Origin of the sequence: Bacillus sp. PS95, assembly GCF_037963565.1 — a bacterium.
Lineage (GTDB): Bacteria > Bacillota > Bacilli > Bacillales > Bacillaceae > Bacillus > Bacillus subtilis.
The window spans coordinates 3,443,544-3,458,426 of record NZ_CP150160.1 but is presented as its reverse complement, the minus strand read 5'-3'; the positions used below and the strand labels follow the sequence as shown (position 1 = coordinate 3,458,426).

The window sequence follows — 14,883 nt, the reverse complement described above, 5'->3', positions numbered from 1 at the left end:
TACATGAAAAAGGCAATATTTATTTTCCCGAAGGAATTCGGGTTTTTCCCTTATATCTTTCTGGTGTATACGATTATGCCGTTCCTCTCTTTATTGAAAGAATCAGGGGTCAAACAGGGGATCGGATATGGCATGCTGCTCCTTTTTGTAGCGGCATATCGCCAGTTATTCTGCAGCGTGGGCAAAGCTTCGTTTACATATTGGCTTATCGTGCAAATGGCGGTTATTTTGATGTATAGTGTGTTTTACAATATCACCTATATATACTTAGGTTTTTTTCCGGCAAACTTTGTTGGTTATTACAAAGAGAAAACGAATTTTAACCGTGCGTTCTGCGCTTTAATCTTTATACTGCTTTTTCCATGCCTATACCAATTTATCGCGAATTCGGTCTCGCTTCGGGAGCTTTTTTCTGTTCTCCCGTTTCTCGTCATTATGCTCATTTCTCCATTCGGCATTCGTTCTATGTTTCGGAGAATTGAGCTTGAAAATAAGCTTGCACAAGCCAACGAACAGATAAAAGAACTCTCTAAAAGAGAGGAGCGTGTTCGAATCGCCCGTGATCTTCACGATACTCTTGGCCACACCCTGTCGCTGCTTACATTAAAAAGCCAGCTCATTCAGCGGCTGGCTGCATTTGATCCAGAACGGACCAAGCTTGAGGCAAAAGAAATGGAAACCAGCTCACGATCCGCACTCAAGCAAGTTCGAGAGCTGGTTTCTGATATGAGGACGGTCACGATAACAGAGGAGCTCGTAAACATGCAGCACATATTAAGAGCGGGGAACATTACCTTTCAATACGAAGGAGCCGACGACTTTTCAGCGATATCTCCCGTCACTCAAAATATTATCAGTATGTGTATGCGGGAAGCCGTGACTAACATTATCAAGCACAGCAAAGCAACCCACTGTGCCATCACCATTTCTCAGTTTGCTGACAAAATGAGGATCGTGATACGGGATGACGGAAAGGGAGCGGCGAAGGAGAAAATGTTTGGGAATGGCCTGCGGGGAATGGAGGAACGGCTCATGCTCATTGAAGGGGGATTAACGGTTTCAGATCATAACGGAACGGTTGTGGCACTGACGATTCCGCTTATTAAAAAAGCAGAATGATTGGAGGACGAAAAGAATGATTCGTCTGTTTATTGCTGAGGACCAGCGCATGCTTTTAGGCGCTTTGGGATCTTTGCTTGATTTAGAAGAGGATATGACAGTCATCGGACAAGCATTGAACGGGGAAGAGGCGCTACATGCTATTTTGAAGCTGGAGCCGGATGTATGCATTATGGACATTGAAATGCCGGTTCGAAGCGGGCTGGATGTGGCAGAGGAATTAATGAAAAAAGGCTGCGTCAGCAAGGTCATTATTTTAACCACCTTTGCCCGCCCCGGATATTTTGAACGCGCCGTAAAGGCCGGTGCACATGGCTATCTGCTGAAAGACGGCGAAATTGACGATCTGGCCGATGCCATTCGAAAATGTGTAAAGGGAAAACGTGTCTTCAGCCCCGAGCTGACGTTTAATATGATGCGAGACGAAAATCCGCTAACCGTTAGAGAGCAAGAAATTCTGAGGCTTGCGGCTTTAGGCAAGACAACAAAAGACATTACGCTGGAGCTCTATTTATCTCAAGGCACAGTTCGAAACTATATCTCAGAAATCATCCAAAAGCTTAATGCGAAAAATCGGACAGAAGCCGCCAGCATTGCTGAGGAAAAGGGCTGGATCTAACCATATACTGCACTCCTGGGAGATCGGGAGTGTTTTTGATATGCCACAAATGAAAATATCCCTAGAAAACTCTTTCCTTCCATTGTCAGAATAGTGTACGATATTCATATAGTTATTTTAACTCAGGTCATCAGATGACCTGATCATATATTGGGGATGAGAGAGGGGTTCATCATGAAAGTCTCACTTTTTGTCACTTGTCTTGTTGATATGTTTCAAACAAATGTCGGAAAAGCAACGGTTGAGCTGCTGGAGCGGCTTGGGTGCGAGGTTGATTTTCCAGAAGGGCAGATTTGCTGCGGACAGCCGGCTTACAACAGCGGCTATGTACATGACGCCAAAAAAGCAATGAAACGGATGATCGAAACGTTTCAGGATTCCGAATATGTTGTCAGTCCTTCCGGTTCCTGCACAACGATGTTCCGGGAGTATCCGCACCTGTTTCAGGATGATCCGAAATGGGCCGATAAAGCGCAAAAGCTGGCGGATAAAACGTATGAACTGACAGATTTTATTGTGAACGTCCTTGGGGTAGAGGATGTCGGCGCGACCCTTCATACAAAAGCGACCTTACATACGTCGTGCCATATGACTAGGCTGCTGGGTGTTCGGAAGGAGCCGATGAAGCTGTTGAGCCATGTGAAGGGCCTGCAGTTTACAGAGCTTCCGGGCAAACATAACTGCTGCGGATTCGGAGGAACGTTCTCAGTCAAGATGGCGCAGATTTCTGAGCAGATGGTCGATGAAAAAGTCGAATGTGTGGAGGAAACGGGAGCAGAGGTGCTGATCGGTGCTGATTGCGGCTGTTTGATGAATATCGGGGGACGGCTTGGCCGAAAAGATAAGAATATCAAAGTGATGCACATCGCCGAAGTGCTCAACAGCAGATAAAACTGGATTCAGAGGGGGAAAGGATCATGGCGATGAAAATCGGTACTGACGCTTTTAAAGAGCGGGTATCACAGGGGATTGATAATGAATTTATGAGAGGCGCTGTTTCAGGTGCACAGGAGCGTCTGCGGACGCGGCGCTTAGAGGCAGCAGAAGAACTGGGAAACTGGGAGGAGTGGCGCTCATTATCAGAGGAAATCAGGCAGCATGTCCTTGAAAACCTTGATTTCTATCTCGGACAGCTTGCCGAAAATGTGGCGAAAAGAGGCGGACATGTCTATTTCGCGGAATCAGCGGAAGAGGCGTCTTCCTATATTCGGGATGTCATTCAAAAGAAGAACGGGAAGAAAATTGTGAAATCTAAATCAATGGTCACAGAGGAAATCAATCTGAATGAGGTGCTGGAGAAGGAAGGCTGTGAAGTCGTAGAAACCGATCTCGGGGAGTATATTTTGCAGATTGATGATCACGATCCGCCGTCACATATCGTAGCGCCCGCCCTTCATAAAAATAAAGAGCAGATACGCGATGTGTTTAAAGAAAGGCTGGACTATCAACATACAGAAAAACCGGAAGAGCTGGTGATGCATGCGCGCGCCATTCTCCGGAAAAAGTTTCTGGAAGCGGATATCGGCATTACCGGCTGTAACTTCGCCATCGCTGACACGGGTTCCGTCAGCCTTGTGACCAATGAAGGAAATGGACGGCTTGTGAGCACCTTGCCGAAAACACAAATTACCGTCATGGGAATGGAGCGGATTGTCCCGTCATTTTCTGAATTTGAAGTGCTAGTCAGCATGCTGACAAGAAGTGCTGTCGGACAGCGGCTGACAAGCTATATTACAGCTTTGACGGGTCCGAAGCTGGAAGGTGAAGTGGACGGTCCGGAAGAATTCCATCTTGTCATCGTTGACAATGGACGATCCAATATCCTTGGAACGGAATTCCAGTCTGTGCTGCAATGTATCCGCTGTGCCGCCTGTATCAATGTCTGTCCTGTGTACCGCCATGTCGGCGGACATTCATACGGCTCAATCTACTCGGGGCCGATCGGAGCGGTTTTATCGCCGTTGCTCGGCGGTTATGACGATTATAAGGAGCTGCCGTACGCATCTTCACTGTGCGCTGCTTGTTCAGAAGCCTGCCCGGTCAAAATCCCGCTTCATGAGCTGCTACTCAAGCATCGTCAGAATATCGTCGAAAAAGAAGGCAGGGCGCCGATCAGTGAAAAGCTTGCAATGAAAGCATTCGGACTTGGCGCATCCTCCTTATCGCTTTACAAAATGGGCTCAAAATGGGCGCCGGCCGCCATGACGCCTTTTACAGAGGACGAAAAAATTTCGAAAGGGCCCGGCCCGCTTAAAAATTGGACCCAGATCCGCGACTTCCCGGCACCGCATAAATCGAGATTCAGAGACTGGTTTGCGGACAGAGAAACAAGTGAACGCACGAAGGAGGAGCAGTGATGACGAAGGGAACCATTCAGAATCAAGAGAGCTTTTTAAACCGAATCGCATCCAGCCTGGGCCGTGAACGAAGAACAGGAGGCGTGGCAGTCCCTGAATGGGCGCATCAGCCGCAATATAAAACACTTGAAGGATATTCAGCGGATGACTTAGTCACAGTGCTCAAAAACCATTGTGTCAAAATCCATACAGAGCTGATTGAAACGGATTCAACCGGCCTTTATGATGCCCTGCGCGAGCAAGTCAGCCGCTTTTCCGGAGGCCCTGTCATCATTCCGAAGGACCCCCGCTTTGAAGAATACGGACTGAAAAGCCTGCTCACCAAGGACTGGCCGAGTGAAGGAACGCCGGTCTGGGAGTGGGATGCTGACAAAGGCGAGGACAATATCAAAAAAGCGGAGCAAGCCAATGTAGGGATTACATTCAGCGAAATTACATTGGCTGAGTCGGGGACGGTTGTCCTCTTCTCCTCAAAAGACATCGGCCGCTCTGTCAGCCTTTTGCCGACGACTTATATTGCGATCGTGCCGAAATCAAGCATTGTACCGAGAATGACACAAGCCAGTGATATCATCCGCCAAAACATTGCGGACGGTGTCACTGTTCCTTCATGTATCAACTACATTACCGGACCGAGCAACTCAGCCGACATTGAAATGGATTTAGTTGTGGGAGTGCACGGACCTGTAAAGGCAGCATATATTCTCGTCTCTGACCGCTGAACTCAGGAAGCCCGGCAGGCATATGCCGGGCTTTTTGCTTGAAAAAACTTCAACTTCCAATTTTTTGGCCGATGAGAAGAGTATGACTTGAAATAGGAGGAAATGCGATGAAAAAATGGCTGATCATAGCGGTTTCACTGGCGATTGCGATTGTTCTGTTTATGTATACAAAAACAGAAGCGAAGGCAGCCGGTATGACAGTAGGCTACACGACTGGGGATACGGCTTCATACAATTCTCTTACGAAATATCATACATACATGAATGCCATCGCAACCGATACGTTTGCGATTGAAAAAAACGGACGAATCATTGGTGATGCCCCAAGCAAGCAGCTGACATATGCGAAAAAGAAAAAAATCAAGACATGGGCTGTCATTTCAAACTATAATGATGCCATTTATGATTTTGACGGAGATTTAGCGAGTCGAGTCATGAGCAATAAAACAGCGAAAAAACGATTCACAGATCAGTTAATTACACTGGCCAAAAAGCACTCATATTACGGAATCAATATCGATTTTGAAGCAGTAAATCCAGAAGACCGCGCTGCGTACTCGAACTTCATTCAATATGTATCACAGGCTTTGAATAAGAAACATATTAAAACAATGGTATCCGTTCCGGCCAAAAGCGCCGATGATAAAAATGATGACTGGAGCTGGCCGTATGATTATGTGAAAATCGGCAAATATGCCGACTTCGTACAAGTCATGACCTACGATGAACACGGCATTTGGGGTGAGCCGGGGTCAGTGGCAAGCACAAACTGGATTAAAAGCTCTCTGCAGTTTTCAGTCAAAAAGATCAAAGCCAATAAAGTCATCATGGGAATCCCTGCGTACGGCTATGACTGGGATGTAAAAGACGGAAGTGCCAGCACAATAAGGGAATGGAATGAGCTCAAATCCCTCATCAAAAAACAAAAAGCAAAGCCGGCATTCAACAAAAAATCAGGCTCGATGACGTTTTCTTATGTTGACAAAAAGAAGCATAAACATGTCGTGTGGTATGAAAACGAAAAAACCGTTCAAACGAAAAGCCATCTGGCAAAGCAATATAAAATAGCAGGTGTTTCAGTTTACGCATTAGGAAACGAGTCAGAATCCTTTTGGAAAGCCATTCGAAAAGGGACAAAATAACAGTTTCTTTTTTCTCTGAAGTTATTGACAGTTAAAAGAGAAGCACGTATATTATGTTAATATATTCAGATCATAAAATTTGAGTTTTTCAGAAAACTAAAACACATAGATTGGGAGCAGTAAAAGAAAGTGATCAGAACAGAGAGCTGCGGGGTGGTGCGACGCAGCCTGATTCTTCTTTGAACTCGCCCGGGAGTGGTAAGACGGAACGGAATAGATTGAATATTCCCTATGTTTTAACGGCTAACCTTCGTTACAGGTCAAAAGCAGGATTCTTCATGAAGAATCAACAAGAGTGGTACCGCGGTCAGCCGAAGGCTCGTCGTCTCTTTATCTATTAGATTAGGTAGGAGACGGCGGGCTTTTTTGTTTTTGAAAACGAGAAGGAGAGGTAGAAGAGGATGAAAAACGACAATCAAACGTTAAAACGCACGATGACGTCCCGCCATATTATGATGATGGCGCTGGGCGGAGCAATCGGCGCAGGTTTATTTAAGGGGAGCAGCTCAGCGATCGATGTGGCAGGGCCATCTGTCATTATCGCATATCTGCTCGGCGGGATTATTTTGCTGTTTATTATGCAGGGGCTGGCGGAAATGGCTGTTCGAAACCGTAACGCCAGAACCTTCCGTGATCTTGTCCAGCAGGTATTGGGAAATTACGCCGCTTACTTTTTGGACTGGATCTACTGGAAAATGTGGGTGCTTAACATTGCGGCTGAAGCTGTTGTAGCTGCGATTTTCATTCAATATTGGCTGCCGGGCTGCCCGATCTGGGTGTTGGCATTAGGAATTTCTCTTATCGTCACGATTGTAAACTTGCTTTCTGTTAAAATCTTCGCCGAAACTGAATATTGGCTGGCAATGATCAAGATTACCGTTATTATTATCTTTATTATTCTGGGATTGCTGCTCTTATTTGTATCATTCGGTGATCATACAGCATCCGGATTTTCCAACCTGACAGACCACGGCGGATTTTTCCCGCACGGCGGCACAGGGCTGATCACGGCGATGCTTGTCGTCATCTACTCTTACGGCGGTACAGAAATTATCGGTGTAACGCTTGCAGAGACAAAAAATCCGGAAAAGGTTGTCCCGAAAGCTGTCCGCAGCACACTGACACGGATTGTCGCGTTTTACCTGCTGCCGTTTTTCATCATCGTCAGCCTGATTCCATGGAACCAAGTCAATTCCGTTCCGGAAAGTCCTTTCGTGATGGTCTTTAAAATGGTAGGCATTCCGGGCGCGGATCATATCATGAATGCAGTCATCCTGCTGGCGATCATTTCTTCTATGAATTCAGGTTTATACGGATCATCACGCATTTTGTATACACAGGCAAGTGACGGAAGGCTTCCAAAGGTCTTCTCGAAGCTTTCATCGAAAAACGTACCGATGTTTGCGATTCTGATGTGCACTTCTTCTCTCTATATTGGCGTATTGATTTCTCTGTTCGCAGGAAGCCAAACATTTAATTATTTAATGGGATCATTGGGATATACCGTTTTATTCATTTGGCTGATCATCGGATTCGCTCATTTAAAATCGAGAAAACAGCAAACGGAAGCACCGGCCTATTATGTAAAATGGTTCCCGTACACGACATGGTTTGCGATTGTGGCATTACTCGCCATTCTGATCGGGGTCATCATGACAACGTCAATTGTCATTACTGGCATTACTGCGGCGATCTACCTTTTGATTACAGTTGCATATTTGGTCAAAGAACGCAAGCATCAGTAAATAAGAAACCCTCTTGCCGCATCCGGCAAGAGGGTTTTTATTATTGTGCAGCTTTCTCGTTTATACCAATCGCCGCAGCTTTCTGCGCTTTTGATTTTGTATTCACGAGACAGATGCTCGTGACAATCAGCAGCAGCCCTGCCAAGAGGCTAAGGGTGAGCGGTTCATGCAGGAAAATGGAGCTGGCCACGATTGATATGAGCGGAATCAAAAAAGTATAAGATGCGACCTTGCTTGCTTCTCCTGAACCGACAAGCGTAAAAAAGACAAGCCAGCCGAGCGCGATAACGAATACGGAGATGAACAGCAGGCTCGTGATAAACGGAGCTGTCCATTGGATCGCCGAAAAGCTTTCTGTCCAAAAGCCGGATATAAGCAGAAACACGCTTCCGATCGTCAGCTGCAGAGCGACCATCCAGATGGAATCGACGCGGCTGCCTGTTTTTTTCATATATACCGTCCCGAGCGCCCAGCTGACTGCGGAGCCGAGAGCCAGCAGAACCCCAATGACAGAAATATGCCGGCCAAAGCCCGCAGCACTAATGACGACTACTCCCGCAAAACCGAGGATGAGGCCGATCACTTTCATTACAAACATGGATTCGCCGAGCCACAGCCAAGAAAATACACCCATCAGAACAGGCTGGAAGAAGACGATTGCAGAAAACAGGCCGGCCGGAAGATAATTCAGCCCGATCGTTTGCAGGCCGTAGAATAACGTAATATTTAAAAGAGCAGAAACAAGATAAATCGGCCACGTTTCTTTTAAGCGTAATTTATGAATACGCGGCAGTGCGACAATGACTAATAAAAGCCCGCCGATCAGCGTTCGGATGCCCGCAAACAATAATGGCGGAGAATAGGCGAGCGCGGCTTTGGACAGCGGCCAATTGACGCCCCACATGATGACGAGAAATGCGAGCAGGAGAGCTGTCCGCGTTTTTGAGAGCTGCTTCATTGTTCATTCACTCCTTGTAGAACTTTTCCATCATATGATACGGTAGAACATAAGATAAATAAAATGAATCTTTTTTATAAGGAGCATAAGTAAATTGTTATGACCATTACACAATTAAAGGTTTTTGTAAAAATAGCTGAAACGGGAAGCTTTACAAAAGCAGGTCAGGCGCTAAACATGACACAGCCGGCTGTCAGCCATGCGATTTCTGCGATCGAAGCTGAGCTTGATGTAAAGCTGATCATTCGTGACCGCCGCAATGGCCTGATGCTGACGGATACGGGAAAACAGATCTTAGTACACATTAGAGAAGTCTTAAAAGGCATTGAAAAAGTTGAGCAGGTAGCAGCAGCGGAAAAAGGGCTTGAACTGGGAACGATTCATATCGGCACATTCTCAACTGCCTCGGCTTATTTTATGCCGAAGCTGATCAGTGAATTTAAACAAAAATATCCGAAACTTGAGCTCGTGCTGCACGAGGGAACTGTAAATGAAGTCAAGGAGTGGCTTCATACGCGGATGATAGATGTCGGCATTCTTCTGTATCCAACAGAGGAGATGGAGTACATTCATTTGAAAAAAGACAAAATGGCTGTCGTGCTCAGGGACGATCACCCGCTTGCCAGTCATTCGGCCATTACGCTGAAAGATCTTGACCATGAACCGATGATCGTCTGTGACGGAGGCTATGAATCACCATTTGTCGATATGTTCAGGCAGGCGGGCGCTACGCTGCACCCAGCTTTCACGGTCTATAACATCAACACCTCGATCAGTATGATCAGAGAAGGCCTGGGTCTCGCGATTTTATCAGAAATGTCCATGTCGGGGATGCCGCTTCCGGAGCATGTGGTGACCCGGGAATTGGACCCGCAGGTATACCGTGATGTGCAGCTTGCTGTTCCGTCGCTAAAGGAGGCTTCTCTGGCGGCTAAGCTCTTTATTGAGATGGCTAAGGAGTTGTTTGGAGCAGAATAATGTTCCAAACCGTTCGTTTTACATTGTTCGAATTTCATCGAATCAAATTCTTTTATTCCTGAATGCAGTTGTGTTATGGTGTGATAGAAGTTCTTTCAATCATGACCTGACAGCTTTGGGCTGTTTACTGATAACACATTTGCAAAGGAGAACAATATGTCTAACAACCAACGCAAAGATACCTTGCTTTCTGTCTTGAATTTATCTCCGGTTGTTCAGGGAGGAACGATTGCAGAATCATTCCGAAACAGCATGGACTTGGCGCGCCGGGCAGAGGAATGGGGCTATCACCGTTACTGGCTTGCTGAACATCATAATATAGAAGGTGTTGCAAGCTCTGCCACCGCAGTTTTGATTGGCCATATTGCAGGAGGCACGAAGAAAATCCGCGTCGGTTCCGGCGGCATTATGCTCCCGAACCACTCTTCATTAGTCATTGCTGAACAATTCGGCACACTGGAAACACTGTATCCCGGGCGGATTGATCTGGGGCTTGGACGTGCGCCGGGAACAGACCAATTGACAGCCAGAGCGCTCCGCAGAAACATCAACAGCGGGGAGGACTTTCCAGAACAATTAGAGGAACTGCGCAATTATTTTAAACCGTCAGGAAATGTGCGCAATCAAGTTCGCGCCATTCCCGGAGAGGGCATAGATGTGCCGATTTGGCTGCTGGGCTCAAGCGGCTTCAGCGCCCGTCTGGCAGGTGAACTAGGTCTTCCGTTTGCCTTTGCCGCCCATTTCTCACCGGCGAATACGGTTCCCGCTTTGGAGCTGTACCGCAATTCCTTCACGCCGTCAGACGTGCTCGACGAACCGTATGCGATGGTCGGTGTCACCATTATCGCGGCAGATACAAACGAGAAAGCGCAGCACCTTGCGACTTCGCATTATCAAAGGTTTCTTGATCTTGTCCGCGGTACGCCGAACCAGCTTAAACCGCCTGTTGAGGATATGGATCAAATTTGGAGCCCGTATGAAAAAGCGATGGTCAATGAGCAGCTGAGCTCCACGATTGTCGGAGGTCCGGAAGAAGTGAAGGCGAAGCTTGAAGATTTCGTCAAAACGACACAGGCTGACGAAATTATGGTTAACTCAGAAACCTTTGAACACGCAGACAGAATGCGTTCGTTTGAAATCATCGCTGACGTTTGGAAAAACAGATAACAGCTATAAAAAAAGCAATGTAGCGGGGAGACCCATACATTGCTTTTTCTATTCATTCAGTTTTCGTGCGGACTGGCGAATGATCAACTCAGGCTCAAATATGACATCCTCTTGCTTCGGCTTTTTATGCTCTAAGCAGTCAATGACATATTTGGCGGCTGCTTTTCCAAGCACTGATTTCGGATGTTTGACAGAGGTTAGTTTCACTTCTGAGATTTGGGCGAAATGTGAATCATCGTACCCGACAATAGACATATCCTCCGGCACTTTAAGATCCATCTCCCTCAGCATATCAATCACCTTCAGCGCAATTTCATCGTTATAACAAAGAATGGCTGTCGGCATGTGCTTGCTGTTTTTCTCCAGTGTGGCTTTTACTTTCTCCAGAAGTTTTGATTCTTTTTCTTCCGTTGTAAATGTCACGATCATATCCGGAGAAGGAAACAACTCACGCTCCCGGTGCGCCTGTATAAATCCGTTCATCCGTTTCACGCCTTGTGTGTCATCAGCTTTAAAAATACCCATCATATGCGTGTGGCCGAGAGAAAGCAAATGCTCCGCCGCCATCATCCCGCCTTTCACATCATCCAAGGTAAAACTTGGCGCGGCAAGCTCGGCATATGACGCGTTAATCATCGCAAAAGGAATGCCGTTTTTCTCCAAGTTCAGATAATAGCCGATGTTTGGGGTTTGAAGGGCGCTTTTTGTCGGTTCTACGATGAGTCCGTCAATATGCTGGGACAGCAGGTTTTCTAAGCCTCTTCTTTCGTTGTCCGGGTTGTTGTTTGTGCTTGTCAAAAGCATAGAATACCCCTGCTCGCTTAAATAGGACTCGATTCCTCTGATGATGCTCGGGAAAATATAGTCTGATATGTAGGTTGTCAAAACACCGATCGTTTTATTGGAATGCAGCGCTGACTTAGCAGAGCGTGAAGCGACAAAGGTGCCTCCGCCTTGCACGCTGTACAGCAGACCTTGTGATACGAGGTCTCCGATCGCTTTGCGGATGGTATGCCGGCTGACGCCGAATTGCTGCATTAATTCGTTTTCGGTAGGGATTTTTTGATCGGGCAGTATTTTGCCTTGATTAATCCAAGAACTGATTTCTTCTTTTACTTGCGCGTATTTTGGTAACATATCCATTCCTCCAAAATGTATACGGACAAATTTCAGTATATCACAGCGTTCTTTGTAAGAAAACATTGACAGAAAATGCAAACAAGATTATTCTATATTTGTACGTACTAATTAAATGTAATTTTCGTTAAATTTTAATATAAGTACGTACAATTGGAGGTTTAAATGAAAACGCTTTACTCAACATTCGGGAGGGCAGGGAAATGAAGAATACTCCAACTCAATTAGAACCAAATGTTCCTGTAACACGAAGCCATTCAATGGGATTTGTCATTTTGATCTCATGTGCGGCGGGGCTTGGCGGCTTATTGTATGGCTATGACACGGCAGTGATTTCTGGCGCCATCGGTTTTCTGAAAGATTTATACAGCCTGAGTCCGTTTATGGAGGGACTTGTCATTTCAAGCATTATGATTGGAGGAGTTGTGGGCGTCGGGATATCCGGATTTTTAAGTGACAGATTCGGCCGGAGAAAAATTTTAATGACAGCCGCTTTGTTATTTGCGATATCAGCAATCGTTTCAGCGCTTTCTCAAGACGTGTCCACCTTAATCATTGCAAGGATTATCGGGGGGCTGGGAATCGGGATGGGCTCATCGCTCTCTGTTACGTATATTACAGAAGCGGCACCGCCCGCCATACGCGGAAGTTTATCTTCCTTATATCAGCTCTTTACGATACTGGGGATTTCCGCAACATACTTTATTAATCTAGCTGTGCAGCGGTCCGGAACATACGAATGGGGCGTGCACACCGGCTGGAGATGGATGCTTGCTTATGGAATGGTGCCGTCCGTCATTTTTTTCCTTGTCCTGCTCGTCGTCCCGGAAAGTCCGAGATGGCTGGCGAAAGCGGGCAAAACAAATGAAGCTTTAAAGATACTGACACGTATTAATGGAGAAACTGTTGCAAAAGAAGAATTAAAGAACATTGAGAACTCTTTAAAAATAGAACAAATGGGGTCGCTCTCCCAGCTGTTTAAGCCGGGGCTCAGAAAGGCGCTTGTCATTGGAATCCTGCTGGCGCTGTTTAACCAAGTCATCGGCATGAACGCGATTACTTACTACGGGCCGGAAATCTTTAAAATGATGGGATTCGGGCAAAACGCCGGATTTGTGACGACTTGTATCGTCGGGGTTGTAGAAGTTATTTTTACCGTTATTGCGGTGTTGCTGATTGATAAAGTCGGACGAAAAAAACTGATGTCCATCGGTTCTGCTTTTATGGCTATTTTTATGATTTTAATCGGGACGTCGTTTTATTTTGAGTTAACAAGCGGGATCATGATGATCGTCCTTATATTAGGTTTTGTCGCTGCTTTCTGTGTCTCGGTCGGACCGATCACATGGATTATGATTTCTGAAATCTTCCCGAACCATCTGCGTGCGCGGGCCGCGGGCATTGCGACCATCTTTTTATGGGGAGCAAACTGGGCGATCGGACAGTTTGTGCCAATGATGATTGATTCTTTCGGGCTCGCCTATACATTTTGGATCTTTGCGGTGATTAACATCCTTTGTTTCCTGTTTGTCGTTACGATCTGTCCGGAAACGAAGAACAAATCGCTCGAGGAAATTGAAAAGCTTTGGATAAAATGAAAACGCTTTAATGAAACAGCCCTTTCTACGGGAAGGGCTGTTTATATTGGGATGCACCATTTGGCGCTTTCTGTATAAGATAAAGATATATAGGATAAAATATTGCTGGATAAAACGACGCGGCATGAAAACTCTGCGAATATTGTCGATGAATTGGCTCTTAACAGTTGAATAAACAATTCCACCCTGTTAAAATAATTAAAGAAAGCAGAAATGATTTTTTTTGGCTATGACGGGACGTTTTTTGTCATAGCGGGACATATAATGTCCAGCAAAAAAGGAAGGAACGTTTGAGTCATGAACCAGTTAATACAAGCTCAAAAAAAATTATTGCCTGATCTTCTGCTCGTTATGCAAAAGAGGTTTGAAATCTTGCAGTATATCAGGCTGACAGAACCCATCGGGCGAAGAAGCCTGTCTGCCAGTCTCGGAATCAGCGAACGTGTGCTGAGGGGCGAGGTTCAGTTTTTAAAGGAACAGAACCTGGTCGATATTAAGACAAACGGCATGACATTGACAGAAGAGGGCTATGAACTGCTTTCTGTTTTGGAAGATACGATGAAAGATGTTTTAGGTTTGACTCTTTTGGAAAAGACATTAAAAGAACGTTTAAATCTAAAGGATGCCATTATCGTATCCGGAGACAGCGATCAATCCCCATGGGTCAAAAAAGAAATGGGAAGAGCGGCTGTCGCATGTATGAAAAAAAGATTTTCAGGCAAAAATATCGTCGCTGTAACTGGCGGTACGACAATTGAAGCTGTCGCCGAAATGATGACGCCGGATTCTAAAAACCGCGAGCTTTTGTTTGTGCCTGCAAGAGGCGGTTTAGGCGAAGACGTGAAAAACCAGGCGAACACCATATGCGCGCATATGGCGGAGAAGGCTTCAGGCACTTACCGGCTTTTGTTTGTTCCGGGACAGCTGTCACAAGGCGCCTATTCATCTATTATTGAAGAGCCTTCTGTCAAAGAGGTGCTGAACACCATTAAATCAGCGAGTATGCTGGTTCACGGAATCGGCGAAGCTAAAACTATGGCTCAGCGCAGAAACACGCCTTTAGAAGACTTAAAGAAAATAGATGATAACGACGCGGTGACGGAAGCGTTCGGCTACTATTTTAACGCGGACGGCGAAGTGGTTCACAAAGTGCATTCTGTCGGAATGCAGCTGGATGACATAGATGCCATTCCCGATATTATTGCGGTAGCGGGCGGATCATCAAAAGCCGAGGCGATCGAGGCTTACTTTAAAAAGCCACGCAACACGGTTCTCGTCACAGACGAAGGAGCCGCAAAGAAGTTATTAAGGGATGAATAATCCCTCAATATAAATATCTCT

General features: G+C 46.0%; 13 protein-coding genes and 1 other annotated feature. Of the genes, 11 read left to right on the top strand and 2 right to left on the bottom strand.

Annotation, left to right across the window (positions count from 1 at the left end; translation table 11 throughout):
• Window positions 1-3 precede the first annotated feature (3 nt).
• The 7 genes from yvfT to NSQ12_RS18050 all read left to right on the top strand — a co-directional run bounded on the left by yvfT (window position 4) and on the right by NSQ12_RS18050 (window position 7,704).
• Entirely contained in the window at window positions 4-1,119 is a 1,116-nt protein-coding gene (gene yvfT / locus NSQ12_RS18080) for a two-component system sensor histidine kinase YvfT (protein ID WP_157677689.1), read from the top strand.
• A 16-nt stretch (window positions 1,120-1,135) separates the two neighbouring features.
• The gene (gene yvfU, locus NSQ12_RS18075) at window positions 1,136-1,738 is read left to right on the top strand and encodes a two-component system response regulator YvfU (protein WP_015251201.1); all 603 of its coding nucleotides are present in this window, start codon (window positions 1,136-1,138) and stop codon (window positions 1,736-1,738) included.
• A gap of 174 nt (window positions 1,739-1,912) precedes the next feature.
• Entirely contained in the window at window positions 1,913-2,629 is a 717-nt protein-coding gene (lutA, locus tag NSQ12_RS18070; protein ID WP_088326994.1) for a lactate utilization iron-sulfur protein LutA, read from the top strand.
• A gap of 26 nt (window positions 2,630-2,655) precedes the next feature.
• The gene (gene lutB / locus NSQ12_RS18065) at window positions 2,656-4,095 is read left to right on the top strand and encodes a lactate utilization iron-sulfur protein LutB (protein WP_088326992.1); all 1,440 of its coding nucleotides are present in this window, start codon (window positions 2,656-2,658) and stop codon (window positions 4,093-4,095) included.
• On the top strand, window positions 4,095-4,817 hold the full coding sequence (gene lutC, locus NSQ12_RS18060) for a lactate utilization protein LutC (RefSeq protein WP_088326990.1): 723 nt from the start codon (window positions 4,095-4,097) through the stop codon (window positions 4,815-4,817). Before lutB ends, lutC begins: the two co-directional genes overlap by 1 nt.
• Window positions 4,818-4,924: 107 nt before the next feature.
• Window positions 4,925-5,959, top strand: a complete 1,035-nt coding sequence (locus NSQ12_RS18055; RefSeq protein ID WP_088326989.1) for a glycoside hydrolase family 18 protein — start codon at window positions 4,925-4,927, stop codon at window positions 5,957-5,959.
• A gap of 97 nt (window positions 5,960-6,056) precedes the next feature.
• Window positions 6,057-6,292, top strand: a binding site (T-box leader).
• Window positions 6,293-6,360: 68 nt separating this feature from the next.
• Window positions 6,361-7,704: an amino acid permease gene (locus NSQ12_RS18050; protein WP_032722543.1), complete on the top strand. Its 1,344-nt coding sequence runs from the start codon at window positions 6,361-6,363 to the stop codon at window positions 7,702-7,704.
• A gap of 40 nt (window positions 7,705-7,744) precedes the next feature.
• Here NSQ12_RS18050 and NSQ12_RS18045 read toward each other — a convergent pair whose 3' ends face one another.
• Window positions 7,745-8,662 (bottom strand): DMT family transporter, encoded by a 918-nt coding sequence (locus NSQ12_RS18045; protein WP_088326987.1) that lies wholly within the window; start codon window positions 8,660-8,662, stop codon window positions 7,745-7,747.
• Between the two features lie 99 nt (window positions 8,663-8,761).
• Here NSQ12_RS18045 and NSQ12_RS18040 point away from each other — a divergent pair, with 99 nt between their 5' ends.
• A complete protein-coding gene (locus tag NSQ12_RS18040) occupies window positions 8,762-9,640 on the top strand; it encodes a LysR family transcriptional regulator (RefSeq protein ID WP_003228316.1) in 879 nt (292 codons plus the stop codon).
• A 156-nt stretch (window positions 9,641-9,796) separates the two neighbouring features.
• Window positions 9,797-10,807: an MsnO8 family LLM class oxidoreductase gene (locus NSQ12_RS18035; RefSeq protein ID WP_003228318.1), complete on the top strand. Its 1,011-nt coding sequence runs from the start codon at window positions 9,797-9,799 to the stop codon at window positions 10,805-10,807.
• A gap of 48 nt (window positions 10,808-10,855) precedes the next feature.
• On the opposite strand, the gene araR is transcribed toward NSQ12_RS18035, so the two are convergent.
• Window positions 10,856-11,944, bottom strand: a complete 1,089-nt coding sequence (gene araR / locus NSQ12_RS18030) for an arabinose utilization transcriptional regulator AraR (RefSeq protein WP_003243070.1) — start codon at window positions 11,942-11,944, stop codon at window positions 10,856-10,858.
• Between the two features lie 203 nt (window positions 11,945-12,147).
• On the opposite strand from araR, the gene araE reads away from it, so the two are divergent.
• Together araE and cggR are read left to right on the top strand one after the other, a co-directional pair.
• Complete coding sequence (gene araE / locus NSQ12_RS18025) at window positions 12,148-13,542, top strand: arabinose-proton symporter AraE (RefSeq protein ID WP_003243899.1); 1,395 nt, start codon at window positions 12,148-12,150, stop codon at window positions 13,540-13,542.
• A 297-nt stretch (window positions 13,543-13,839) separates the two neighbouring features.
• Entirely contained in the window at window positions 13,840-14,862 is a 1,023-nt protein-coding gene (gene cggR, locus NSQ12_RS18020) for a gapA transcriptional regulator CggR (RefSeq protein ID WP_009968188.1), read from the top strand.
• The last annotated feature ends 21 nt before the right edge of the window (window positions 14,863-14,883 follow it).